At 63.8% G+C, this 21464-nt stretch carries 24 protein-coding genes and 1 tRNA gene; 9 read left to right on the forward strand and 16 right to left on the reverse strand.

The window, feature by feature from the left end; all coding sequences use genetic code 11:
- The first annotated feature begins 5 nt into the window (after positions 1–5).
- Both HPS01S_RS06790 and HPS01S_RS06795 read left to right on the forward strand, forming a co-directional pair.
- Positions 6–884, forward strand: a complete 879-nt coding sequence (locus HPS01S_RS06790) for an ATP-binding protein (RefSeq protein ID WP_066152927.1) — start codon at positions 6–8, stop codon at positions 882–884.
- A complete protein-coding gene (locus HPS01S_RS06795) occupies positions 881–1351 on the forward strand; it encodes an NUDIX domain-containing protein (protein WP_066152930.1) in 471 nt (156 codons plus the stop codon). The genes HPS01S_RS06790 and HPS01S_RS06795 overlap by 4 nt, the downstream gene beginning before the upstream one ends.
- A gap of 6 nt (positions 1352–1357) precedes the next feature.
- On the opposite strand, the gene HPS01S_RS06800 is transcribed toward HPS01S_RS06795, so the two are convergent.
- The 8 genes from HPS01S_RS06800 to HPS01S_RS06835 all read right to left on the reverse strand — a co-directional run bounded on the left by HPS01S_RS06800 (position 1358) and on the right by HPS01S_RS06835 (position 7996).
- Positions 1358–1546 (reverse strand): DNA gyrase inhibitor YacG, encoded by a 189-nt coding sequence (locus tag HPS01S_RS06800; RefSeq protein ID WP_066152933.1) that lies wholly within the window; start codon positions 1544–1546, stop codon positions 1358–1360.
- 8 nt (positions 1547–1554) lie between these two features.
- Complete coding sequence (gene zapD / locus HPS01S_RS06805) at positions 1555–2310, reverse strand: cell division protein ZapD (protein WP_066152938.1); 756 nt, start codon at positions 2308–2310, stop codon at positions 1555–1557.
- Between the two features lie 40 nt (positions 2311–2350).
- On the reverse strand, positions 2351–2941 hold the full coding sequence (gene coaE / locus HPS01S_RS06810; RefSeq protein ID WP_066152942.1) for a dephospho-CoA kinase: 591 nt from the start codon (positions 2939–2941) through the stop codon (positions 2351–2353).
- Positions 2942–2955: 14 nt separating this feature from the next.
- Positions 2956–3798 (reverse strand): prepilin peptidase, encoded by an 843-nt coding sequence (locus HPS01S_RS06815; protein ID WP_066152946.1) that lies wholly within the window; start codon positions 3796–3798, stop codon positions 2956–2958.
- 5 nt (positions 3799–3803) lie between these two features.
- Positions 3804–5021 (reverse strand): type II secretion system F family protein, encoded by a 1218-nt coding sequence (locus HPS01S_RS06820; protein WP_066152952.1) that lies wholly within the window; start codon positions 5019–5021, stop codon positions 3804–3806.
- A gap of 30 nt (positions 5022–5051) precedes the next feature.
- Positions 5052–6788, reverse strand: a complete 1737-nt coding sequence (gene pilB, locus HPS01S_RS06825; protein WP_066152957.1) for a type IV-A pilus assembly ATPase PilB — start codon at positions 6786–6788, stop codon at positions 5052–5054.
- 153 nt (positions 6789–6941) lie between these two features.
- A tRNA-Pro gene (locus HPS01S_RS06830) sits at positions 6942–7018 on the reverse strand.
- A gap of 48 nt (positions 7019–7066) precedes the next feature.
- Positions 7067–7996 carry a polyprenyl synthetase family protein gene (locus tag HPS01S_RS06835; RefSeq protein WP_066152960.1) on the reverse strand — a complete coding sequence of 310 codons (930 nt, stop codon included), beginning with the start codon at positions 7994–7996 and terminating at the stop codon, positions 7067–7069.
- Positions 7997–8278: 282 nt separating this feature from the next.
- On the opposite strand from HPS01S_RS06835, the gene rplU reads away from it, so the two are divergent.
- The 4 genes from rplU to proB all read left to right on the forward strand — a co-directional run bounded on the left by rplU (position 8279) and on the right by proB (position 11231).
- Positions 8279–8590, forward strand: coding sequence for a 50S ribosomal protein L21 (rplU, locus tag HPS01S_RS06840; protein WP_066152961.1), 312 nt, complete (start codon positions 8279–8281; stop codon positions 8588–8590).
- A gap of 13 nt (positions 8591–8603) precedes the next feature.
- The gene (gene rpmA / locus HPS01S_RS06845; RefSeq protein WP_066152967.1) at positions 8604–8861 is read left to right on the forward strand and encodes a 50S ribosomal protein L27; all 258 of its coding nucleotides are present in this window, start codon (positions 8604–8606) and stop codon (positions 8859–8861) included.
- 99 nt (positions 8862–8960) lie between these two features.
- Positions 8961–10037, forward strand: a complete 1077-nt coding sequence (gene cgtA / locus HPS01S_RS06850; RefSeq protein ID WP_066153420.1) for an Obg family GTPase CgtA — start codon at positions 8961–8963, stop codon at positions 10035–10037.
- 18 nt (positions 10038–10055) lie between these two features.
- The gene (gene proB / locus HPS01S_RS06855) at positions 10056–11231 is read left to right on the forward strand and encodes a glutamate 5-kinase (protein WP_066152970.1); all 1176 of its coding nucleotides are present in this window, start codon (positions 10056–10058) and stop codon (positions 11229–11231) included.
- 27 nt (positions 11232–11258) lie between these two features.
- Here the strand turns inward: proB and HPS01S_RS06860 are convergent, their stop codons facing one another.
- Positions 11259–11897, reverse strand: coding sequence for an RNA pyrophosphohydrolase (locus HPS01S_RS06860; RefSeq protein WP_066152978.1), 639 nt, complete (start codon positions 11895–11897; stop codon positions 11259–11261).
- A gap of 176 nt (positions 11898–12073) precedes the next feature.
- Between HPS01S_RS06860 and HPS01S_RS06865 the strand changes: the two genes are divergently transcribed.
- Positions 12074–13819, forward strand: coding sequence for a proline--tRNA ligase (locus HPS01S_RS06865; protein WP_066152981.1), 1746 nt, complete (start codon positions 12074–12076; stop codon positions 13817–13819).
- Positions 13820–13892: 73 nt separating this feature from the next.
- The gene (locus HPS01S_RS06870; protein ID WP_306292804.1) at positions 13893–14522 is read left to right on the forward strand and encodes a lytic transglycosylase domain-containing protein; all 630 of its coding nucleotides are present in this window, start codon (positions 13893–13895) and stop codon (positions 14520–14522) included.
- A 12-nt stretch (positions 14523–14534) separates the two neighbouring features.
- Here HPS01S_RS06870 and HPS01S_RS06875 read toward each other — a convergent pair whose 3' ends face one another.
- The 5 genes from HPS01S_RS06875 to hemA form a co-directional block, all read right to left on the reverse strand.
- Complete coding sequence (locus tag HPS01S_RS06875; RefSeq protein ID WP_066152988.1) at positions 14535–15539, reverse strand: AAA family ATPase; 1005 nt, start codon at positions 15537–15539, stop codon at positions 14535–14537.
- Between the two features lie 157 nt (positions 15540–15696).
- Positions 15697–16020, reverse strand: coding sequence for a Grx4 family monothiol glutaredoxin (grxD, locus tag HPS01S_RS06880; RefSeq protein WP_066152991.1), 324 nt, complete (start codon positions 16018–16020; stop codon positions 15697–15699).
- Positions 16021–16076: 56 nt separating this feature from the next.
- Positions 16077–16919 carry a peptide chain release factor N(5)-glutamine methyltransferase gene (prmC, locus tag HPS01S_RS06885; protein WP_066152994.1) on the reverse strand — a complete coding sequence of 281 codons (843 nt, stop codon included), beginning with the start codon at positions 16917–16919 and terminating at the stop codon, positions 16077–16079.
- Positions 16916–18016 (reverse strand): peptide chain release factor 1, encoded by a 1101-nt coding sequence (gene prfA, locus HPS01S_RS06890; protein WP_066152996.1) that lies wholly within the window; start codon positions 18014–18016, stop codon positions 16916–16918. The genes prmC and prfA overlap by 4 nt, the downstream gene beginning before the upstream one ends.
- Positions 18017–18102: 86 nt before the next feature.
- The gene (gene hemA, locus HPS01S_RS06895; protein ID WP_066152999.1) at positions 18103–19377 is read right to left on the reverse strand and encodes a glutamyl-tRNA reductase; all 1275 of its coding nucleotides are present in this window, start codon (positions 19375–19377) and stop codon (positions 18103–18105) included.
- A gap of 50 nt (positions 19378–19427) precedes the next feature.
- Between hemA and HPS01S_RS06900 the strand changes: the two genes are divergently transcribed.
- Positions 19428–19697, forward strand: coding sequence for a hypothetical protein (locus HPS01S_RS06900; protein WP_066153002.1), 270 nt, complete (start codon positions 19428–19430; stop codon positions 19695–19697).
- A gap of 15 nt (positions 19698–19712) precedes the next feature.
- Here HPS01S_RS06900 and ugpQ read toward each other — a convergent pair whose 3' ends face one another.
- The gene (ugpQ, locus tag HPS01S_RS06905) at positions 19713–20459 is read right to left on the reverse strand and encodes a glycerophosphodiester phosphodiesterase (RefSeq protein ID WP_066153005.1); all 747 of its coding nucleotides are present in this window, start codon (positions 20457–20459) and stop codon (positions 19713–19715) included.
- Complete coding sequence (locus HPS01S_RS06910) at positions 20456–21460, reverse strand: sn-glycerol-3-phosphate import ATP-binding protein UgpC (protein ID WP_066153008.1); 1005 nt, start codon at positions 21458–21460, stop codon at positions 20456–20458. Before HPS01S_RS06910 ends, ugpQ begins: the two co-directional genes overlap by 4 nt.
- Positions 21461–21464: the final 4 nt, after the last annotated feature.

Genomic DNA, 21464 nt, shown 5'->3' on the forward strand with positions numbered 1-21464 from the left:
TGGGCATGAACGAGCAATTCGAACGGCTCCTGCAAAGAGCCGAACAGCTGATCTCCCGCATCGAGTCGGTGCTGCCCCAGCCGTTGGGTGCTCCCGACTGGAACGCCTCCATCGCATTTCGCTACCGCAAACGCAGCAGCGGTCATGGCGTCCTGGAGCCGGTGCGCCAGGTGGCCCAGATGCGTCTGTCCGACCTGCAGGAAATCGACGGGCAGAAGGAAAAGATCCAGCGCAACACCGAGCAGTTCGTGCAAGGTTTGCCCGCCAACAACGTGTTGTTGACGGGCGCGCGTGGTACCGGCAAATCGTCTCTGATCAAGGCTTGCCTGAACGAGTATGCGCCGCAGGGTTTGAGGCTGATCGAGGTGGACAAGGCCGATCTGGTGGACCTCCCCGACATCGTGGATGTGGTGGCCGACAGACCCGAGCGCTTCCTGGTCTTCTGCGATGACCTGAGTTTCGAGGACGGCGAGGCGGGGTACAAGGCCCTCAAATCCATCCTCGATGGTTCGGTGTCGGCGGCAGGGCAGAACGTCCTGATCTGCGCGACCAGTAATCGACGGCACCTCCTGCCGGAGTACATGAAGGAGAACCTCACGTACACCCATACCGCCGATGGCGAGGTGCATCCCGGCGAGGTGGTGGAGGAAAAGATCTCTCTGTCTGAGCGCTTCGGGCTATGGGTCAGCTTCTACCCGTTCAGCCAGGACGAGTACTTGAGTATCGTGGCCCAGTGGCTGGCGTCGTTTGATGTGCCTGCAGCCGAGATCGAAGCGGCGCGACCGCAGGCCCTGGTCTGGGCGCTCGAACGCGGTTCGCGCAGCGGACGCGTGGCCTACCAGTTTGCCCGCGACTACGCGGGCTCTCATCGTTCGCAGCCATGAGGCAGACCGCGGTGCTGGTGGTCGATGGCGGCGGCACCACCGAGGGCGCGCAGCGCCCGGTCACGGAGGTTGCGGTCGGCATCCTCGTCGATGCAGAGGGCCGCTATCTCCTGACATCCCGACCACCTGGCAAGGTCTACGCTGGTTATTGGGAGTTCCCGGGCGGCAAGCTGGAGGTCGGTGAAAGCGTGGAGCAGGCCTTGCGACGGGAGCTGCAGGAGGAGATCGGCGTCACCATTGGCCCGGCCATGGCCTGGCGGCGATCACTGGTCGACTATCCCCACGCGCTGGTCCGCCTGAACTTCTGCAAGGTCTACGAGTGGTCCGGGGACCTGCACATGCATGAGGGTCAGAGCCATCGCTGGGAGCGGTTGCCGGTGAGCTGCGAGCCTGTGCTGCCGGGGACGGTGCCGGTGCTCGCCTGGCTGGCCGAAGAAGAGGCTGCCGCTGCTCCGCCTGCCTGCTGAAACGACTCAGTGTTCTTCGAAGCCAGGCTCGCGATCGGACGCCTGCTCGGGCACTTTGAACTGTTCGCTCGCCCAGGCGCCCAGATCCATCTGCTTGCAGCGTTCGCTGCAGAAAGGTCGGTAGGGGTTGGTGGCGGCGTACAGGCTTGCACTTCCGCAGGTCGGGCATGTCACCTGTTTGGGTACCTGGCTCATGAAGGCGTTCAGGAGCAGAGCGTGAGCTCGAAAGACGCATCCTCCCCGGCGGGATGCAGGCGTTCATCCACTCCCAAGCGCAGCAATCGGACCGACAGCATCAGGCGGTTGCCACTGATCTCTGGGATCAGCCCAAGGCGCGGATCTATGGCAAGGCGCAGCAACTGGTAGGTACGGCCTTGGGGAAGGTTTTGCTGGAACTGGCCGCCGGGAGCCACCACTTTGTGAGGGGACCCGGAGTCCCGCATCATCTTCAGCAGCAACATGATGGCTTCAGCCAGCGGTGCCAGGGGCTGTACCCAGCGCTGAAGGTCTGCTTGGCGCAGCGACGCTGACTGGTGCTGCCAGTGGAAGTAACCGGGCAAGTCAAACTCGCAGGTACCGCCCGGAATGCCGATGCGGCTCCGAATGGCCATCAGCCAGTCGTTGTCGGTCAGGGACTGGCCGGTTTTGCCGGTTGCACCGCTGAGTTCCGAAAAACTGGCGTCCAGCTGGCCAATGACTTCGTCAAGCACCCGTTCGGAGATGGCAGGGTTGCCGCGGTAGCCGTTGAGCTGGATGCGGTGCCGGTCAATGTCTTTGAGGACATCTGACTTCATGTCCGCACGGGCGGCCACATCCATGATCTCGAAGATGGTCTGAATGGCGAAGTGGTGATCCAGCGCGTCAGAGCGAGTCACAAGCTCGGACAGCCGTGTGAACAGATGCTCCAGTCGGAGGTAAGTCCGGACGCGCTCGTTGAAGGGGTATTCGTACAGGATCACAGCGTCAAAGGGCGCAGAGGTTCAGTCATGGGCTTGTTCATCATAGTCCCAACCGGCGAGCCATTCCCAGGACCAAGGCTTGCAGCGCCGGTAGATCGATTCCATCGTTCCAGAGCACGCCGTCAGCGCTGGCCAGTCGTTTGGCGCGCTGGCTTTGCTGGGCGATGACGCTCTCGACCTGCTGGCGAGGCCAACCGTTGCGAGCCATGACCCGGGCGATCTGGGTTTCGTGCTCACAGTCCACCACGAGCACTGTATCCAGTTGAGGGCGCCAGCGGTCCGATTCGACGAGCAGGGGCACATCAAACACCACGCAATCAGCAGGGCTTGTTTGCAACAGCCGCTCCAGCTCCTCATGGACCCGTGGATGGATGATCGACTCCAGCAGCTGTTTGGCTTGCGGGTTTGCGAACACGTGTGTCCTCATCCTGTCGCGGTCCATAGCGCCGTCGGCGGAGACGAAGGTCTCGCCGAAATGGTGCCGTATGTCCGGTATGGCTGCACCGCCGGCTTGGGTGCACATGCGCGCAATGTGGTCAGCGTCCAGAACGGTGGCTCCGCACGTTTGCAGGATCTTGGCCACGGTGCTCTTTCCGCTGCCGATGCCTCCTGTCAGGCCCACGCGACGCATGGCTGGCGGGCAGTTCAGAGGCCAATCGCGGCCAGAATGGCGCGGGGCCCGAAGAACAGCGAAGTGAGTCCGGCCAGGGCCAGGAAGGGGCCAAACGGAACATAGCCTCCTTCGCGCAGTTGGGAAAACATCTTGATGCCAATGCCAACGATGGCACCGATGACCGATGCCATGAGGATGATCGGCACGAGTGCCTGCCAGCCGAACCATGCTCCCAGCGCGGCGAAGAGCTTGAAATCGCCGTAGCCCATGCCTTCCTTGCCCGTCGCCAGCTTGAATCCCCAATACACCAGCCAAAGTGACAGATAGCCCCCGACAGCGCCCCACAGCGCTTCGGCCAGCGCCACGCCAGTGAGTCCAAGCGCCGACGCACACAAGCCTGCCCAAAGCAGCGGCAAAGTGATGTCGTCGGGCAGTAGCGTGGTGTCCCAGTCGATGCAGGTCAGTGTCACGAGGCTTGCGGCGAACCCGCTCCAGACCAACGCCTCCCAACCCAGCCCCCATGTCCAGCCGCACCAGGCGAACAGAGCGCTCGCAACGAGCTCCACTGTCGGGTAGCGGAGACTGATGGGCGCTTTGCAGCCGGCGCATTTGCCTCCAAGGGCAAGATAGCTGACCACCGGAACATTTTCAAACCACCGGATCTGGTGTCCGCAATGCGGGCAGGCAGAGCGAGGCACCATGAGGTTGTAGGGGGCCGAAGCATCAGTGTCTGTTGCTGTGCCTTGCAGTTCTGCACATTCGGCGGCCCACCGCAACTCCATCATCTTGGGCAGTCGGTGGATGACCACATTGAGGAAGCTGCCGACCAGCAGCCCCAGAACGCCCAGAAGTGCAGCGTCCAGCAGGTTGACCATGCTGATCAAACGACCTGGCCCAGCTTGAAGATTGGCAGGTACATCGACACCACAATGCCACCGATCACCGTACCGAGCACCACGATGATGATGGGTTCCATCAGGCTGGACAGCCCAGCGACCATGTCGTCCACTTCGGCCTCGTAGAAGTCCGCGGCCTTGCCCAGCATGTGGTCGATGGAGCCGGATTCTTCACCGATGGCACACATCTGCAGCACCATGGAAGGGAAGATGTTGGCATTGGTCATGGCATTGGTCAGGCTGGTGCCGGTCGATACCTCCTGCTGGATGCGCTCGGTGGCTTTGGAGAAAACCGAGTTGCCCGATGCGCCACCGACAGAGTCCAGTGCCTCGACCAACGGTACACCAGCCGCAAACATGGTGGCCAGTGTGCGGGTCCATCGTGCGATTACCGACTTCTCCACCAATGCCCCAAAGATGGGTATTTTCAACAGTAGTCGGTCCATGAACATTTGCACTTTTTCATTGCGCTTCCAAGCCTGCATGAAGAAGTACGAGACGCCGAAGATGCCGCCGAAGATCAACCACCAGTATTCGGTGAAGAACTCGCTCATCGCAATCACGAACAGTGTGGGGCCAGGCAGATCGGCACCGAACGAGGTGAACACCTGTTTGAAGGACGGAATCACGAAGATCATGATCACCGCCACCACCACGAACGCCACGATGATCACCGCGACCGGGTACATGAGGGCCGACTTGATCTTCGACTTCAGTGCCTCCGTTTTCTCCATGTAGGTCGCCAGGCGGTCCAGCAACTCTTCCAAGATGCCGGCCGCTTCCCCCGCTTCGACGAGATTGCAGTACAGGCTGTCAAAGTACAGAGGATACTTGCGGAAGGCTGCGCTGAGGGATGTACCGGTTTCGACGTCGGACCGGATGTCGTTGAGCAGTTTGGAGAGGCTCGGATTGGGGTTGCCACGTCCGACGATGTCGAAAGCCTGCAGGAGGGGGACGCCTGCTTTCATCATGGTTGCCAACTGCCGCGTGAAGATGGCGATGTCCTTGGGCTTGATCCGCTTGCCCGAACGCATCCGGCGCTTCTTGACCTTGGTGACCACGATGCCTTGGCGTCGCATGGCAGCCAGCACTTGGTTTTCTCCAATCGCCCGTGTCTCGCCCCGAACCGCTTTTCCGTTGCGATCCTTTCCCTCCCACTCGAACACGAAATCCTGGGTGCCTTTTGATGCTGCAGTAGCCATGTGTTCCTCGTTTCCCGGTCCGGATGGCGATTACTCGTTTGTGACGCTGAGCACTTCGTCCAGCGATGTCACACCCTGCTTGACCTTGAGGAGCCCGGACTCACGCAAGGTTCTGACCCCTTCACGCGACGCCTGTTGGGCAATGTCCAGAGCGCTGCCACCCTTGAGGATGATTCGCTGGATTTCCTCCGAAATGGGCATCACCTGATAGATGCCGACACGGCCTTTGTAGCCGTTGTTGCAGGACGAGCAGCCCACCGGCTTGTACGGAGTCCAACTCCCGTCCAGTTCTTCCGCCTTGTACCCGGCGTCCAGCAAGGCTTTGCGGGGAACGTCCAGCGGCGCCTTGCAATTGGGGCACAAGCGTCTTGCAAGTCGCTGGGCGGTGATGAGAATCACGCTGGAAGCAATGTTGAACGTGGGAATGCCCATGTTCATCATCCGCGTGAGGGTGGTGGGGGCGTCGTTGGTGTGTAGTGTCGACAGGACCATGTGGCCTGTCTGGGCAGCCTTGATCGAGATGTCCGCCGTTTCGAGATCGCGGATTTCGCCGACCATGATGACGTCCGGATCTTGTCGCAGGAACGCCTTGAGCGCGGCGGCAAACGTCAGCCCCGCCTTTTCATTGACGTTGACCTGGTTGACTCCTGGTAGGTTGATTTCCGACGGGTCTTCCGCCGTGGAAATATTGATGCCAGGCTTGTTCAACAAATTCAGGCAGGTGTAAAGCGAAACTGTCTTGCCCGAGCCCGTCGGACCAGTGACGAGCACCATGCCGTATGGGCGTGAAATCGCGCTGAGCAGACGCTCCTTCTCCTCCGGCTCGTACCCAAGGGCATCAATGCCAACCTTGGCACTGCTGGGGTCGAGAATACGTATCACGATCTTTTCACCGAACAGCGTCGGCAACGTGCTGACACGGAAGTCGATCACCCGCTCAGGCCCCACCTTGAGCTTCATGCGGCCATCCTGCGGAACTCGCTTCTCGGAGATGTCCATTCTGGAGATCACCTTGATACGGGAAGCGAGCTTGTCCTTGATCGCAACGGGCGGTGAGGCGATTTCGCGCAACTCACCGTCGATGCGAAAACGCACCCGGTAGTTGTGCTCGTACGGCTCGAAGTGGAGGTCAGACGCCCGCATATTGAATGCGTCCAGCAGCATCTTGTGCAAGAACTTGACCACTGGCGCGTCATCAACTTCCGAGGATGTGGTCTTGTCGGCTTCCGTCGTGACAGCTTCGGCTGCAAATTCGTCGAACTCGAACTCTCCACCGACAATCTGGTCCATCGCCTCATTGGCTGTGGTGGATTGCGCTTCAATGAGTTTGCTGAGCTTGTCGTACTCGGCGATGACCCAGTCCACACCCAGTTGGGTCGCAAACTTGATCTTCTCTGCCGCTTGTTGATCGGCCGGATCGGCCGTAGCGACCATCAACCTGTTGTTGCGTTTGCTCAGGACAACAATGCGGTAGTCGCTGCAGATCTTGGGGTCGAGCAGGCCTTTGGGTAGTCTCTGTAGGTCGATCGCATCAAGATCCAGCAGGGGCGCTGCGAACGCCGTGGACATCGTATGAGCGAGATCGGAAGCAGAAACGGCCCCGGAACCGGTCAGTTCTGCGATGAAACTGGTGCGCCCGCTTTGAGCCTTCTTGTACAGATCTTCGGCGGCCTTTTGTCCCAGCTTTCCTGCGCTCACCAGCGCCCTACCCAAGCCGGGCAGAGCCATGGAAGGTGTATCTTGAGGGGCTGTTTCGACAGATGCCATAACCGCGTAATCTATCGTAAATCAATGACTTGGAAGACACAATTCACCCAAACTGTGTCGAAATCGTACCTGCGCACAGGCCGTACGTTGTATGGAGGTGTCGATTGATGCCCACGAAGCCGGTGGAAACCGGGGCGGGCAGACAAAAAACGATGGTCGGGGTGAGAGGATTCGAACCTCCGGCCTCTACGTCCCGAACGTAGCGCTCTACCAGGCTAAGCTACACCCCGCCGAAGCGCGCGATCTGGTGCGAACCGATCTGCGCTGTTTTTTGTCTTTCAGGAGCGTCGCTCCAACAAGTCAGCCGCCAATTGTAGCAAAGCCGAGCGGTACGGATTGTCAGGAAGCGTTCGGGCGGCCTCCATGGCTCGACGGGCCTCTTTCATGGCGCTCAATCGGGCTGCCTCAAGGGCGCCTGTTTCGCGAATGATGTTCTGGATGGCGTCCATATGCTCCACGTCGCCTTCAATGATGGCGGCTTGCAGGAGTTGATGCTGTTCGGGCGACGCCTTTTTGAGTGCACAAATGATGGGCAGCGTCACTTTTCCTTCGCGCAGGTCATCGCCCAGGTTCTTGCCCAGCTCTTGGGCGTCTCCTTCGTAATCCAGGACATCGTCGATCACCTGGAACGCGGTCCCCAGTGCCTGGCCGTAAACGGCGCATGCGCTTTCCACCTCGGTAGGTGCTCCTGCAAGGATCGGAGCCAGTCGGGCGCTTGCTTCAAACAGCTTCGCGGTCTTTGACCGGATGACGCGCAGGTAGGCTGCCTCGTCGAGGGAGGGGTCGTGCATGTTGACCAGTTGCTGTACTTCCCCTTCGGCAATGACGTTGGTTGCATCGGACAGCACTTGCATGACCCGCATGTTGTTCACGTCTACCATCATCTGGAATGCGCGGGAGTACAAGAAGTCTCCCACAAGTACGCTGGGCGCATTTCCGAACCGTTCATTGGCAGTGGCGCGACCTCTTCGCAGCGTGGACTCGTCAACCACATCGTCATGCAAAAGGGTTGCAGTGTGGATGAACTCAACCACAGCGGCAAGCGTGTGACGGTGTGGATGGTCGCTCCCCAATGCCCCGCTGACGAGCAGAAGCAGGGCGGGGCGCAGCCGCTTGCCGCCCGCAGAGATGATGTACTGGGATACTTCCTTGACCAGGGGGACCTCGGAGGTGAGGCGTTCATTGATCACCAGATCAACGGCCCGCATGTCCAGCCGTATCAGGTCGAGAGGCGAGTCGTTGGAAGGGCTGGCTGGTGTCAAGATCGGCTACCGCGGTTCGGCTGAATGAAGTGCGCGGATTATAGGAACCGAGCAAGGTGTGCCTGATCGGCATGCCGTGTCCGTGTTGCGATCTTCAGGGTGCTCGTTTGAGGGGATCGTACTTCTTCCTGTCAGAAGGTGCGAGGGTGCTATAATTCGCGGTTCGGCGGAGGTTCGTCTGCCGAGTGCCAGGCAAATCCCTGCTGGCAACAACTTTATGAGGTTCCTATGTACGCGGTCATAAAAACCGGTGGCAAGCAATATCGCGTTGCTGCCGGCGAAAAAATTAAAGTAGAACAGATTGCTGCGGAAGTGGGCCAGGAAATCGTGATCGACCAGGTTCTTGCTGTCGGCAATGGCAGCGAACTCAAGGTTGGCACTCCCCTGGTCTCTGGCGCGACAGTCAAGGCCACCGTGGTGGCTCATGGTCGGCACGACAAAGTGCGCATTTTCAAGATGCGTCGTCGTAAGCACTACCAGAAGCGCCAGGGTCATCGTCAAAATTTCACCGAGCTGCAGATCGCTGCGATCGCTGCCTGAGGAGTAGTTTGAAATGGCACAGAAAAAAGGCGGCGGCTCTACGCGAAACGGGCGCGATTCTAAGCCAAAGATGCTTGGCGTGAAGGCATTCGGTGGTGAGTTGGTGTCGGCTGGTTCCATCATCGTGCGCCAGCGCGGTACCAAGTTCCATCCCGGTACCAACGTCGGTGTGGGCAAGGACCATACTCTGTTTGCGACTGTGGACGGGCATGTGACCTTCGCCACCAAGGGTGCACTGAACCGCCATACCGTGAGCATCACGCCGGTGTGATGCGGTGGCCCTCTCGGGCCACTGGCTGGATGGCAGCATCCCGTGGAAAGGCCCGCCGTTCGCGGGCCTTTTTTGTTTGATTTTTCGGAAGCGCTGATCATGAAGTTTGTGGACGAAGCCACGATCGATGTTGCTGCAGGCGATGGCGGCAACGGCTGCGCGTCGTTCCGGCATGAGAAGTACAAGGAGTTCGGTGGTCCGGACGGTGGGGACGGCGGCCGTGGCGGCCATGTCTACGCTCTTGCAGATGCCAGTCTGAACACGCTGGTGGATTTCCGTTACACGCGCCGTTTTGAGGCACAGCGAGGCGAGCACGGCAAGGGGTCCGACATGTTTGGCGTCAAGGGGGATGACATCGTCCTCAAGATGCCAGTGGGAACTATCATTTCCGATGCCGAGACGGGTGAAGTGCTGTTCGAGTTGCTCCAGCCGGGCGAGCAGATCACCATTGCCAAAGGAGGTGATGGCGGCTTTGGCAACATGCATTACAAGAGTTCCACCAACCGGGCGCCCCGGCAAAAGACGCCCGGGTGGCCTGGGGAGCGCCGCACGCTCAAGCTGGAGCTCAAGGTTCTGGCGGATGTCGGTCTGCTGGGCATGCCCAACGCGGGCAAGTCGACACTGATTGCGGCCATTTCCAACGCGCGCCCGAAGATCGCGGACTACCCTTTCACCACGCTGCACCCCAACTTGGGTGTGGTGCGTGTGGGGCCTGAGAAGAGCTTTGTGGTGGCCGATGTGCCGGGTCTGATCGAGGGGGCCTCGGAAGGAGCAGGTCTGGGGCATCAGTTCCTTCGTCACCTGCAGCGCACCCGGCTGTTGCTGCATCTTGTGGACGTGGCTCCGTTCGACGACACCGTGGATCCCGTGCAGCAGGCCAAGGCCATTGCGGCCGAGCTCAAGAAGTTCGATCCGGAGCTGTACGCCAAGCCTAGATGGCTGGTGCTCAACAAGCTGGACATGGTCCCGGCCGAAGAGCGGGAATCACGGGTGAAAGACATCGTCAAGAGACTCAAGCACAAGGGGCCGGTGTTCGAGATTTCAGCGCTCACCCGCGAAGGCTGCGAACTGCTGGTGCAGAAGATCTATGCTCACATTGCCAAGGTTCATGAAGACGCGCAGGCACCTGCTGTGGTGGACCCGCGCTTCGCAGGCAGTGATCAACAACCCGATTGACGAAACTCCTATACGACCATGGCAGATGTGGGAAGCCCAGCGACCGCTCCTATCAACGACCTGAGCGGTATTCCTTCGGTGGTGAGGTCTGCGCGACGCATTGTCGTCAAAGTGGGCTCCAGTCTGGTCACCAATGAAGGGCGGGGGTTGGACGAGGCGGCCATCGGCCACTGGAGTCAGCAACTGGCAGCCCTTGTTCAAGACGGGCGTGAGCTGATCATGGTCAGCAGCGGCGCCGTGGCCGAGGGCATGAAGCGGCTGGGCTGGACGAGCCGTCCGAAAGAAATCAACGAACTGCAGGCTGCGGCAGCCGTCGGGCAAATGGGGCTGGTCCAGATGTATGAGACCAAGCTGCGCGAGTGTGGCGTCGGCAGTGCGCAGGTGCTGCTGACACACGCGGATCTGGCTGATCGCGAGCGCTACCTCAACGCACGGTCCACGCTGCTGACCTTGCTGCAGCTTGGTGTGGTTCCAGTGATCAACGAAAACGACACCGTTGTCAACGACGAGATCAAGTTCGGTGACAACGACACGCTGGGCGCCCTGGTGGCCAATCTGGTTGAGGCGGATGTATTGATCATCCTGACGGACCAGAAAGGGTTGTACACCGCAGATCCGCGCCGTGATCCTTCGGCGGCCTTTGTGCATGTGGCGCGCGCAGGTGACCCGCAACTGGAGGCCATGGCCGGTGGCGCGGGTTCTGGCATTGGCAAGGGCGGCATGATCACCAAGATCCTGGCGGCCAAACGTGCCGCCGGTTCGGGTGCGTCCACCGTGATCGCGTGGGGGCGTGAGCCGCGCGTGCTGCAGCGCCTTTGTGATGGTGAGGCCATCGGCACCTGTCTGGTGGCCCAGACCGCGAAGCAGCAGGCGCGCAAGCAGTGGATGGCCGACCACTTGCAGATGCGGGGTGCGGTGGTGGTCGATGCCGGGGCGGTCGAAAAGATCGTGGGAGAAGGCAAGAGCCTGCTGCCCATCGGCATGACCGGCGTCGAGGGGGAGTTCTCGCGCGGCGACGTGATCGCTGTGCGGGGGCCGGACGGGGCAGAAATCGCGCGCGGCCTTGCGAACTACGCCAGCCCGGAAGCGCGCCTGATCTGCCGCAGGTCGTCGGCAGATTTTGAGCGCCTGCTGGGCTACGCCGCCGAGCCCGAGATGATCCACCGGGACAACCTGGTGCTCACGCGCACCTGAGCAGGGGATTCGGCCCAGGGGGTCGGTTCAGTCCAGGCTGGGGCGGGGTTGGGCCTGAGGGTCGGGGTCGAAGCTGGCGCCCGGGGGCAGTTCCATCCCGCCCGGGCACAGGCGAGGCATGACATGGGGGACCTGATCTGCGGCTGACCGCTGAGGGCGACCACCAGCGCGCAGGTAGCGGTTGCGGTGGTCGTTTTTGGGCAGGTAACGGGCCAGCTCGGTCAGCGCCATTTCATATACACCGCGCTTGAACTCGACCACCACATCCAGCGGTACCCAATAGTCGTGCCAACGCCAGGCATCGAACTCCGGATGATCGGTGGCGCGCAGGTTCAGGTTCCAGTCCTGCGCGACAAGGCGCAGCAGATACCAGATCTGCTTCTGACCCTTGTAGTGACCACGTGCATCTCTGCGGATGAACCGGTCTGGCACTTCGTAGCGCAACCAGTCCCGCGTGCGGGCGACGATGCAGACGTGTTCGGGCTTGAGCCCCACCTCTTCGTGCAGTTCCCGGTACATGGCCTGCTCGGGGGTTTCACCCCGGTCAATGCCGCCCTGCGGGAACTGCCAGGAGTGGGAGCGAATGCGCTTGCCCCAGAACACCTGGTTTCTCTGGTTGAGCAGAATGATGCCGACATTGGGCCTGAAGCCTTCTCTGTCAAGCATAATCAACCCCAAATTTTTTGAACTGTCTGGATTATGCATCGCGCATGACAAATTGCGTACCAATTGCGATGCGGCATCGGCCCAACGCCGGGTAAACACCGACCGACGGAGCCGCTGCTCTCCAGCCCCATTCCGACCTGTCCCCATGCCTTTTCCACCTTTGTGGTGGTTCGCCCATGAAAGCTTCCCAGTTCCTCATCACCACCCTGAAAGAAGCCCCCGCCGATGCCGAGGTGGTGAGCCACCAGCTCATGACCCGTTCCGGCATGATCCGCAAGCTCGGCGCCGGCATCTACAACTACATGCCCATGGGGTTGCGCGTGATCCAGAAGGTGGAAGCCATCGTGCGCGAGGAGATGAACCGCGCCGGCGCGGTGGAAATGACCATGCCGGTGGTGCAGCCGGCCGAGCTCTGGCAGGAGACCGGCCGGTTCGAGAAGATGGGGCCGGAGCTGCTGCGCATCAAGGACCGGCATGAGCGCGACTACATCATTCAGCCGACCAGCGAAGAGGTGGTGACCGACGTGGCGCGCCAAGAGCTGCGCAGCTACAAGCAGCTGCCCAAGAACCTGTACCAGATCCAGACCAAGTTCCGCGACGAGCGCCGGCCGCGTTTTGGCCTGATGCGCGGGCGCGAGTTCATCATGAAGGACGCCTATTCCTTTGATCGTGACGAGGCCGGCGCCAAGGCCAGCTACCAGGTCATGGCGGCGGCCTATCGCCGCATCTTCGACCGATTCGGCCTGAAGTACCGCGCAGTGGCGGCCGACAGCGGTGCCATCGGCGGGGATCTGAGCGAAGAATTCCAGGTGATCGCGGCCACAGGCGAAGACGCCATCGTGTACTGCCCAGCCAGCGACTACGCGGCCAACATGGAGAAGGCCGAGGCGCTGGCGCCCGCGGGTCCGCGCCCGGCACCGGCCAACCCGATGGTGAAGACGCCCACGCCGGGCAAGAGCACCTGCGCCGATGTGGCCGAGTACCTGGGCGTGCCGCTGGCCACCACGGTCAAGTCGCTGGTGCTGGCGACCGACGAGCTCAATGAGGCCGGGGAAATCGTCAGGAGCCAGGTCTGGCTGCTGCTGCTGCGCGGCGACCACGACATGAACGAGGTCAAGGTGAGCAAGGTGCCGGGTCTGGACAAGGGCTTCCGCTTCGCAAGCATCCCCGAGATCGACGCGCATTTCGGCTGCAAGCCCGGGTACCTGGGGCCGGTCGGTCTGAAGCAGCCGCTCAAGATCGTGGCCGACCGCGAGGTGGCGGTGATGGCCGACTGGATCTGCGGTTCCAACGAGCCGGATTTCCACACCACGGGCGTGAACTGGGGCCGCGATCTGCCCGAGCCCGACCTGGTGGCGGATCTGCGCAACGTCGTTGAAGGCGATCCGTCGCCCGACGGCAAGGGGGCGCTGGCGATCGAGCGCGGCATTGAGGTGGGCCACGTGTTCTATCTGGGCACCAAGTACAGCAAGGCCATGAACGCGACCTTCCTGGACACCGATGGCAAGCCCAAGCATTTCGAGATGGGGTGCTACGGCATCGGCATCACGCGCCTGCCGGCGGCGGCCATCGAGCAGAACCACGATGAGCGCGGCATCGTCTGGCCCGACGCCATCGCACCGTTCACGGTGGTCGTCTGCCCGGTCGGTGCCGACCGCAGCGAAGCTGTGAAAGCCGCGGCGGACGAGCTCTACGCAAGCCTGCTGGCCGCGGGCGTGGACGTGATCCTGGACGACCGCGGCGAGCGCCCGGGCGCGATGTTCGCGGACTGGGAGCTGATCGGCGTGCCGCACCGCGTGACCATCGGCGATCGGGGTCTCAAGGAGGGCATGGTCGAGTACCAGCACCGCCGCGATGCCGCTGCGACCAAGGTGCCGGCCGCCGAAGCCCTGGCCTTCGTCAAGGGTCGACTGGGCGCGTGAACGCCGAACGGCCGCTCCGAAGGCGTTCAGCCCTGCAGTGCGCAGCACGGAAGGTTGCTCGATGACCGCAGCCATGTCCTCGTTGGATCGCCGCCAGTGCCTGCTGCGTGCGGCAGCACTGGGCTCGGCCGGATGGCTCGGCGCAGGTCTGGTGCACGCGGGCGGTCAGGTGGAAGAGCCGCTGGCCGATTCGGTGCGCACGGCGCTCAGTTCGGCCATCGCCAACAGCGCGCCGCCGGTGCCCGAGTTCACCGACACCGAGAAGCGGCTGGCCTATTTGCGCTGGATGGGCGCGATGAGCGAGCGCCTCAAGAAGCGCAAGCCGGATTTCCAGACCCGCATCGAGTTCCTGCAGACCGTCTGGTACGAGACCCGTCGCGCCGGGCTGGACACGACCATGGTGATGGGGCTGATCCAGGTCGAGAGCGCGTTCCGCAAATTTGCCATCTCCCGCGTGGGCGCCCGGGGCTACATGCAGATCATGCCGTTCTGGTCGCGCCTGATCGGCGACGGCGACCCGGGCAAGCTGTTTCACATGCAGACCAACATCCGCTTCGGCTGCGTGATCCTGCGCCACTACCTGGACCGCGAGCGTGGCGACACCTTCATGGCGCTGGGGCGCTACAACGGCAGCCGTGGCCGCGCCGAGTACCCCAACGCGGTGTACGCGGCGGCCCGAAACTGGGTGCCTCCGGCCGCCTGAGGGCCAGAGCGCTCACTGCAGGAAACCGATCCTTGTCTTGCCGCTGCCCACCTTGGGCAGGTCCCCTGCTTCCACGCTGAACCGGTCCGCCAGGCGGGCGTTGCCAAAGGCCGTGACCAGCGCCCGACGCATCTCCCGCGGCGCCAGGGTGGCGAGCAAGTCCAGCACATCGTCGGCCGGCTCCGGGTCGAAGCGCTTGCCCCAGTCGTGTTCGCCCCGGATGCTGTCGTAGAGGTGGGCGGCGATGCGGCGAGCCGCATCGGGTGAGGGCGGCTGGATCTCAAACACGTTCATCCGGTTGAGGATGGGGTCGGGGATGCTGCGCTCGTCGTTGGCGGTGGTGACCCAGATCACCTGGCTGGCGTCGATCGGCACCTCCGCGAACTCGTCGATGAAGTTCTGCGCCGTGTCGTGCTCCAGCAGGCCGTAGAGCGCACCGAGCGGGTCGTACTGCGCGTCGGCCGCCGCCTTGTCGATCTCGTCGACCACGATCACCGGGTTGGCGTATTGGCCATCCACCAGCGCTTCGAACACCTTGCCGGGCTTGGCACCCTTCCATTGCGAGGACGAACCCGACAGCAGCCAGCCGGCGGTCATGCTGCTCATGGGCACCAGGCTCATGCCGGTGCCCAGCAGGTCGGCGATCTGCCTGGCGAAGTGGGTCTTGCCGACGCCCGGCGGGCCGAGCAGCAGGATGGGGGTGACTTCCAGGCTGTCGTGGCTGTCCTGGCTCAGGGCCACATGGCGCTTGACGTCGTCGAGCACCTCGGTGAAGTTGGGCAGCAGGTCGTACAGCGGCGCCATGTCGGGCACGCCCGAAGGCTTGACGGCAAAACGCTGGGGACCCCGTTCGAGCATGCGCTGGTAGGTGTTGCGCAGGCCTTCGTGTTCGCGCTCGTTGCCGCTCGCCTGAAGCTGTTCGAGCTTGCGTTCGACCGCATCGGCACTGAACACGCTGCGCATCCGGGCGATGGGCAGTCCGAGGGTGGGGGAAGCGACCAGGCTGCTAGAGCTCATTCGGTTCTCCTGGAGGTTCGAAGGACAGCTTCATTCAAGCACAAGACGTGCCACTGCTCAACGTCGGAAAAGCCCTGTGGTTGCCACTCACCGTGAAGGATCGCACCCCGCAAAGCACAAAGCCACCCGAAGGTGGCTTTGCGAGGGGCTTGGCAGGTCAGGCCTGGCCGGAGATGGTTTTCTGCAGTTCGCCCGACTCGTACATCTCCATCATGATGTCCGAGCCACCGATGAATTCGCCCTTGACGTAGAGCTGGGGGATGGTGGGCCAGTTGCTGTATTCCTTGATGCCCTGGCGGATGCCGTCGTCTTCCAGCACGTTGACGGTCTTGAGCGCCTTGGTGTCCACGCCGCAGGCCTTGAGGATCTGGATCGCGCGGCCGGAGAAGCCGCACATGGGGAAACTGGCGCTGCCCTTCATGAACAGCACGATGTCGTTGGATTTGACCAGTTGGTCGATCTGGGTTTGCACGTCGCTCATGGGCTTGTCCTGTGTCGGTTCGTTGAGGGCGCCGGAAGCTGCCGGCCGATGGTGGATTATCGCAAGCCGGGCCAGCGGCCGCCGCTGCAGCGTTCAATGCCCGCCAGATCGGTCCGGCTGCAGACTTCTTCGAACCCCTGGGTGCCCAGCAGTTCCCGCACGGCGGCGGCCTGGTCGTGGCCATGCTCGAGCAGCAGCCAGCCACCGGGGCGCAGCGCGCCGGGGGCCTGCGCCACGATCTGGCGGATGTCGTCCAGTCCGTCGGGGCCGGCGGTCAGGGCGGTGAGGGGTTCGTGGCTGAGGGCGACCAGGTGGTGGTCGCCTTCGGCGATATAGGGAGGGTTGCTGGCGATCACATCAAAGCGCTCGCCCGGCACCGCCGCCAGCCAGGCGCCTTGGGCGAAGCGCAGCGGCAGGTTCAGCCGTTGGGCATTGGCCTGCGCGACCGCCAGGGCGTCGGCGCTGGCGTCGGTGGCGCTGATCTGTGCGTCCGGGCGGCGGGCGGCGACCGTCAGCGCGATGGCGCCGCTGCCGGTGCCCAGGTCCAGCAGGCGGGGAGGTTCGGCACCACCGGGCTTTGGCAGTGCGTCCAGGGCCCAGTCCACCAGCACCTCGGTGTCCGGGCGCGGCACCAGCACGCGAGCATCGACCTTCAGCGTGAGTCCGCCAAATTCCTTTTCACCCAGCAGATAGGCCACCGGCTCGCCCGCCCGGCGGCGCTGCTGCAGCGCCTGCCAGCGAGCCGCCGCTTCCGGTGGCAGCGGGTCGCTGTCGTGCGCGATCAGCCAGGCCCTGTCGTGCGGCGAACGGCCCAGGGCGTGCAGCAGCAGCATCTGGGCATCCAGCCGGTCCAGGCTGGCGGTGGCGGCCTGCCGCAGGGCGTCTTGCAGCGTGTTCATCGGCTGTTCTGCTGTTCCAGGTCGGCCAGCAGCTCGGCACCACGCGCCACCTGCAGCGCGTGGATCACGTCGCCCAGGTCGCCCTCCATCACCTGCAGCAGCTTGTAGAGCGTGAGGTTGATGCGGTGGTCGGTCAGCCGACCCTGCGGGAAGTTGTAGGTGCGGATGCGGTCGCTGCGGTCGCCGCTGCCGACCAGGCCCTTGCGGGTGGCGGCTTCCTTGGCCGCGCGCTCGCTGCGTTCCTTTTCCTGGATGCGCGCCTGCAGCACCTGCAGCGCCTTGGCCTTGTTGTTATGCTGGCTGCGGCCGTCCTGGCATTCGGCCACGATGCCAGTGGGCAGGTGCACCACGCGCACGGCGGAGTCGGTCTTGTTGATGTGCTGACCGCCCGCACCGCTGGCGCGGAAGGTGTCGATGCGCAGATCAGCCGGGTTGAGTTTGATGGCCTCGGCCTCGTCGGGCTCGGGCATCACGGCCACGGTGGCGGCGCTGGTGTGGATACGGCCCTGGGTTTCGGTCGCGGGCACGCGCTGCACGCGGTGGCCGCCGGACTCGAAGCGCAGCTGCCCGTAGACGTTGGCGCCTGGGCCGCGTCCGGCGATGCGCAGCACCAACTCCTTGTAGCCGCCGAGTTCGCTGGGCGACTCGCTCACGATCTCGGTGGTCCAGCCCTGGCTGTCGGCGTAGCGGGTGTACATGCGGGCCAGGTCGCCCGCGAACAGGGCCGACTCGTCGCCGCCGGTGCCGGCACGGATTTCCACGAAGGCCGGGCGTTCATCGTCCGGGTCCCTGGGCAGCAGCAGGTGCTGCAACTCCTGGTCCAGGCGTTCGAGGTCGGCTTGGGCCGCCTCAATCTCTTCCTGTGCCATCTCGGCCATGTCGGGGTCGGCCAGCATCTCCTGCGCCGCAGCCAGATCGGCCTCGCGCTGCTGGTGGCGGTCGAAGGCCTCGCCGATGACGGAGGCGTCGGCGTGTTCGCGGCTGAGGGTGCGGAAGCGCTCGAGGTCGCTCACCACGTCGGGAGCGGAGAGCAGGGCGTCCAGCTCGTGCAGGCGGGCTTTCTGGCGCAGCAGGGTGTCGCGGACGAAGGGTTTCATGCGGGAGCGGACAAGAAGCGACGGCGGCAAGGGGTGCACGGGGCCGGCGGACCGTGCAGGGCGCCCGAGGGCGCCGGGCGGCGTCGCTAGGACTTTTCGCGCAGGAACAGGCGCGAGACGGTCTGCGCCGTCGCGGCGCGGGTCTCGGCGTCGCCGGCGTGCAGCTCGGCCAGGGTGCCGTGCAGCATCTTCTGCGTCAGTCCCTTGGACAGGGCTTCGAGCACGTTCTCGACCGGCTCGCCCTTGGCCAGCAGCTTCTTCGCACGGGCCAGTTCGGCGGCGCGCCAGGCGTCGGCCTGGGCGTTGATCTGCTGGATCAGGGGCACCACGCCACCCTTGGCCGGGTCGCGCTGGTCGAGCCAGTGCATGAAGCTGAGCACGCCTGCGTCGATGATGGCCTCGGCCTGGGCCACGGCCGCCTGGCGGTTTTCCTTGCCGGTCTGCACCACGCTGGCCAGATCGTCCACGGTGTAGAGGTACACGTCGGACAGGCCCTTGACCTCGATCTCGATGTCGCGCGGCACGGCCAGGTCGACCATGAACATGGGGCGGTGCTTGCGCTTCTTCAGCGCGCGTTCGACCGCGCCCAGGCCGATGATGGGCAGGGTGCTGGCGGTGCAGCTGACCACGGCGTCGAACTCGTGCAGGCGCTCGGGAATGTCGGCCAGGCGCATGACCTGGGCGCCGAAGCGGCTGGCCAAGGTCTCGCCGCGTTCGAGCGTGCGGTTGGCGATGGCCATGCTCTTGGGTGTCTTGGCCGCGAAGTGCGTGGCGGCCAGTTCGATCATCTCGCCGGCGCCGACGAACAGCACCTTGATGTCCTTCAGGTCTTCGAACAGCTGGCTGGCCAGGCGCACGGCGGCGGCGGTCATGCTGATCGAGTGGGCACCGATCTCGGTGGAGGTGCGCACCTGCTTGGCCACTGCGAAGGAGCGCTGGAACAGCTGGTGCAACGTGGTGCCCAGGGCTCCGGCCTCGTCGGCGGCACGCACCGCGTCCTTCATCTGTCCCAGGATCTGCGCCTCGCCCAGCACCATGCTGTCCAGGCCGCTGGCGACGCGGAAGGCGTGGCGCGCGGCCTCGCCTTCGCGCAGGATGTAGGCGTGGTCTTTCAGCACATGGGTGCTGACACCACCGGTCTGTGCGAGCCATTCCAGCGTGGGCTCCACGGCTGACTGTTCGCCCGCGGCGTACAGCTCGGTGCGGTTGCAGGTGGACAGCAGCGTGGCCTCGGGCTGACGCGCCAGACTGCTGCGGTAGCCGTGCAGCGTGGGCTGGATCTGGTCGAGCGCGAACGCGAAACGGCCCCGCAAATCAAGCGGAGCCGTGTGGTGGTTGATGCCGAGCGCCCAGACAGACATGGCCGCGATTATAAAATTCGCCGCCTCTGCCCGGACGGATTTCACCACCCATGTCGTTTCTGGCCCTGATCGGGCACCTTGCCAACTTCATCGCCCCGGCCATCGGGGTGGCCTTGTTGCTGTGGGGCATGCCCCGGATCTGGCCGAAGGCGCGGGCGGGGCGGTGGGGCGCCCGCCACGAACTGATGGCGCTCTGCGCGCTGGGGGTGGCGGTGTTGCTGGCCGGGCTGGTCCTCTTCGGCAGGGACGGCAAGATGCTCAGCTACACCGCGCTGGTGCTGGCCCAGGGTTCGCTGGGCTGGTGGCTGCGCAGGCGCTGACCAGGCGCCACCCGGTCAGTCGGGCGCGAACAGGTCGACCCGGTCGGTGATCAGGCCGTCGATGCCCAGTCCCCAGAGCCGTTCGGCTTCCTGCGGCTCGTTCACCGTGTAGGCCAGGGCGCGCATCTGGCGGCCGTGCACGGTGGCCATCACCTCGGAAGTCCAGAGCACCTGGTCGCAGACGACGGCCACGCAGCCCATCCGCTGCGCCATCTCCAGCCAGCCGTCCCACAGGGTCTCCAGCAGCAGTCCTCTGGGCAGCTCGGGTGCGCTTTCGACGGCGCCAGCCAGCGCCTGCGGCTGGAACGAGGTCAGCAGCGGCGGGATGGGGGCGTCCGCCCATAGACGGGCTGCTTCCCGCGCGACGACCCGCCCGGTTTCTTCCTCCAGCCCCGGTGTGGGCTTGATTTCTATGTTGAGCAGGAAGGCATTGGCGCGGCAGAACCGCGCCACGCCCTCCAGCGTGGGCAGGCGCTCGCCCGCGTACTGGCGCGAGTGCCAGCTGCCTGCATCGAGCAGGCTCAGTTCCGCCCAGGGCTGGTGGCCGGCGATCCCTTGGCCGTCGGTGGTCCGGTCCAGCGTGTCGTCGTGCAGCAGAAAGACCTGGCCATCGGCGCTGAGCTTGGCGTCGCACTCGGCCATGCGGTAGCCATGCTGCGCGCCCAGGCGGAACGCGGCCAAGGTGTTTTCCGGGGCCAGCTTGCCGGCGCCGCGGTGGGCGATCCAGCGCGGGTAGGGCCAGTGTGTGGGGGTGTCCTTCACAGGCGTGCTCCAGTCTGCTGGTCGAACCAGTGCAGCCGGTCCTCGCGCGGGCGCGCCACCACCGTGCTGCCGACTTCGGGGGCGCCCTGGTCCTCGTGGGTGCGGATGATCAGCGCCTCGTCGCCCAGGCGGGCGTGGATCAGTCGCTCGGCACCGAGCAATTCCACCGTCTCCACCTGCAGGCTCCAGCCTTCCTGCGCGAGATCGATGTGTTCGGGGCGGATGCCCATGGTGCAGCCCGGCCGCCCCCCAGGCGCGTTGTTCAGCAGGTTCATCGGGGGCGATCCCATGAAGCTGGCGACGAAGGTGGTGGCGGGGCGGGAGTAGACTTCTTCGGGCGTGCCGAACTGCTCCATGCGGCCGGCGTTCATCACGATCATGCGCTGGGCCAGCGTCATCGCCTCGACCTGGTCGTGGGTGACGAACAGCGAGGTGATGCCCAGCTCGCGGTGCAGCTTCTGGATCTCCAGCCGGGTCTGGGCGCGCAGCTTGGCGTCGAGGTTGGACAGCGGTTCGTCGAACAGGAACACCTGGGGCTGGCGTACGATGGCGCGGCCCATGGCGACGCGCTGGCGCTGCCCGCCCGAGAGCTGGCGCGGTTTGCGGTCCAGCAGGTGACCGAGTTCGAGGATGGCGGCGGCCTTGTCCACGCGCTGGCGGATCTCGGCGGCCGGCAGCTTCTTGATCTTCAGCCCGTACGCCATGTTCTCGAACACGCTCATGTGCGGGTAGAGCGCGTAGTTCTGGAACACCATGGCGATGTCGCGGTCGGCGGGTTCGAGCTGGTTGACCACGCGCTCGCCGATGCGGATCTCGCCACCGCTGATTTCTTCGAGCCCGGCCACCATGCGCAGCAGCGTCGACTTGCCGCAGCCCGAGGGGCCGACGATGACGATGAATTCACCGTCGGTGATCTCGGCGTTGACACCGTGGATCACCTGCAGCGACTGTTTTCCCTGGTGGTATTGCTTGACGACGTTTCGGAAGGAGAGGGAAGCCATGAGG

It is taken from the genome of Hydrogenophaga pseudoflava NBRC 102511 (assembly GCF_001592285.1).
Lineage (GTDB): Bacteria > Pseudomonadota > Gammaproteobacteria > Burkholderiales > Burkholderiaceae_C > Hydrogenophaga > Hydrogenophaga pseudoflava.

Bases quoted from the DNA above. Each gene is read 5' to 3' on its own strand.
- HPS01S_RS06790 (WP_066152927.1), top strand. From the start codon at position 6: ATGAACGAGCAATTCGAACGGCTCCTGCAAAGAGCCGAACAGCTGATC.
- HPS01S_RS06795 (WP_066152930.1), top strand. From the start codon at position 881: ATGAGGCAGACCGCGGTGCTGGTGGTCGATGGCGGCGGCACCACCGAG.
- HPS01S_RS06800 (WP_066152933.1), bottom strand. From the start codon at position 1,546: ATGAGCCAGGTACCCAAACAGGTGACATGCCCGACCTGCGGAAGTGCA.
- coaE (WP_066152942.1), bottom strand. From the start codon at position 2,941: ATGCGTCGCGTGGGCCTGACAGGAGGCATCGGCAGCGGAAAGAGCACC.
- HPS01S_RS06815 (WP_066152946.1), bottom strand. From the start codon at position 3,798: ATGGTCAACCTGCTGGACGCTGCACTTCTGGGCGTTCTGGGGCTGCTG.
- HPS01S_RS06820 (WP_066152952.1), bottom strand. From the start codon at position 5,021: ATGGCTACTGCAGCATCAAAAGGCACCCAGGATTTCGTGTTCGAGTGG.
- pilB (WP_066152957.1), bottom strand. From the start codon at position 6,788: ATGGCATCTGTCGAAACAGCCCCTCAAGATACACCTTCCATGGCTCTG.
- HPS01S_RS06835 (WP_066152960.1), bottom strand. From the start codon at position 7,996: ATGCGGGCCGTTGATCTGGTGATCAATGAACGCCTCACCTCCGAGGTC.
- rplU (WP_066152961.1), top strand. From the start codon at position 8,279: ATGTACGCGGTCATAAAAACCGGTGGCAAGCAATATCGCGTTGCTGCC.
- rpmA (WP_066152967.1), top strand. From the start codon at position 8,604: ATGGCACAGAAAAAAGGCGGCGGCTCTACGCGAAACGGGCGCGATTCT.
- cgtA (WP_066153420.1), top strand. From the start codon at position 8,961: ATGAAGTTTGTGGACGAAGCCACGATCGATGTTGCTGCAGGCGATGGC.
- proB (WP_066152970.1), top strand. From the start codon at position 10,056: ATGGCAGATGTGGGAAGCCCAGCGACCGCTCCTATCAACGACCTGAGC.
- HPS01S_RS06860 (WP_066152978.1), bottom strand. From the start codon at position 11,897: ATGCTTGACAGAGAAGGCTTCAGGCCCAATGTCGGCATCATTCTGCTC.
- HPS01S_RS06865 (WP_066152981.1), top strand. From the start codon at position 12,074: ATGAAAGCTTCCCAGTTCCTCATCACCACCCTGAAAGAAGCCCCCGCC.
- HPS01S_RS06870 (WP_306292804.1), top strand. From the start codon at position 13,893: ATGTCCTCGTTGGATCGCCGCCAGTGCCTGCTGCGTGCGGCAGCACTG.
- HPS01S_RS06875 (WP_066152988.1), bottom strand. From the start codon at position 15,539: ATGAGCTCTAGCAGCCTGGTCGCTTCCCCCACCCTCGGACTGCCCATC.
- grxD (WP_066152991.1), bottom strand. From the start codon at position 16,020: ATGAGCGACGTGCAAACCCAGATCGACCAACTGGTCAAATCCAACGAC.
- prmC (WP_066152994.1), bottom strand. From the start codon at position 16,919: ATGAACACGCTGCAAGACGCCCTGCGGCAGGCCGCCACCGCCAGCCTG.
- prfA (WP_066152996.1), bottom strand. From the start codon at position 18,016: ATGAAACCCTTCGTCCGCGACACCCTGCTGCGCCAGAAAGCCCGCCTG.
- hemA (WP_066152999.1), bottom strand. From the start codon at position 19,377: ATGTCTGTCTGGGCGCTCGGCATCAACCACCACACGGCTCCGCTTGAT.
- HPS01S_RS06900 (WP_066153002.1), top strand. From the start codon at position 19,428: ATGTCGTTTCTGGCCCTGATCGGGCACCTTGCCAACTTCATCGCCCCG.
- HPS01S_RS06910 (WP_066153008.1), bottom strand. From the start codon at position 21,460: ATGGCTTCCCTCTCCTTCCGAAACGTCGTCAAGCAATACCACCAGGGA.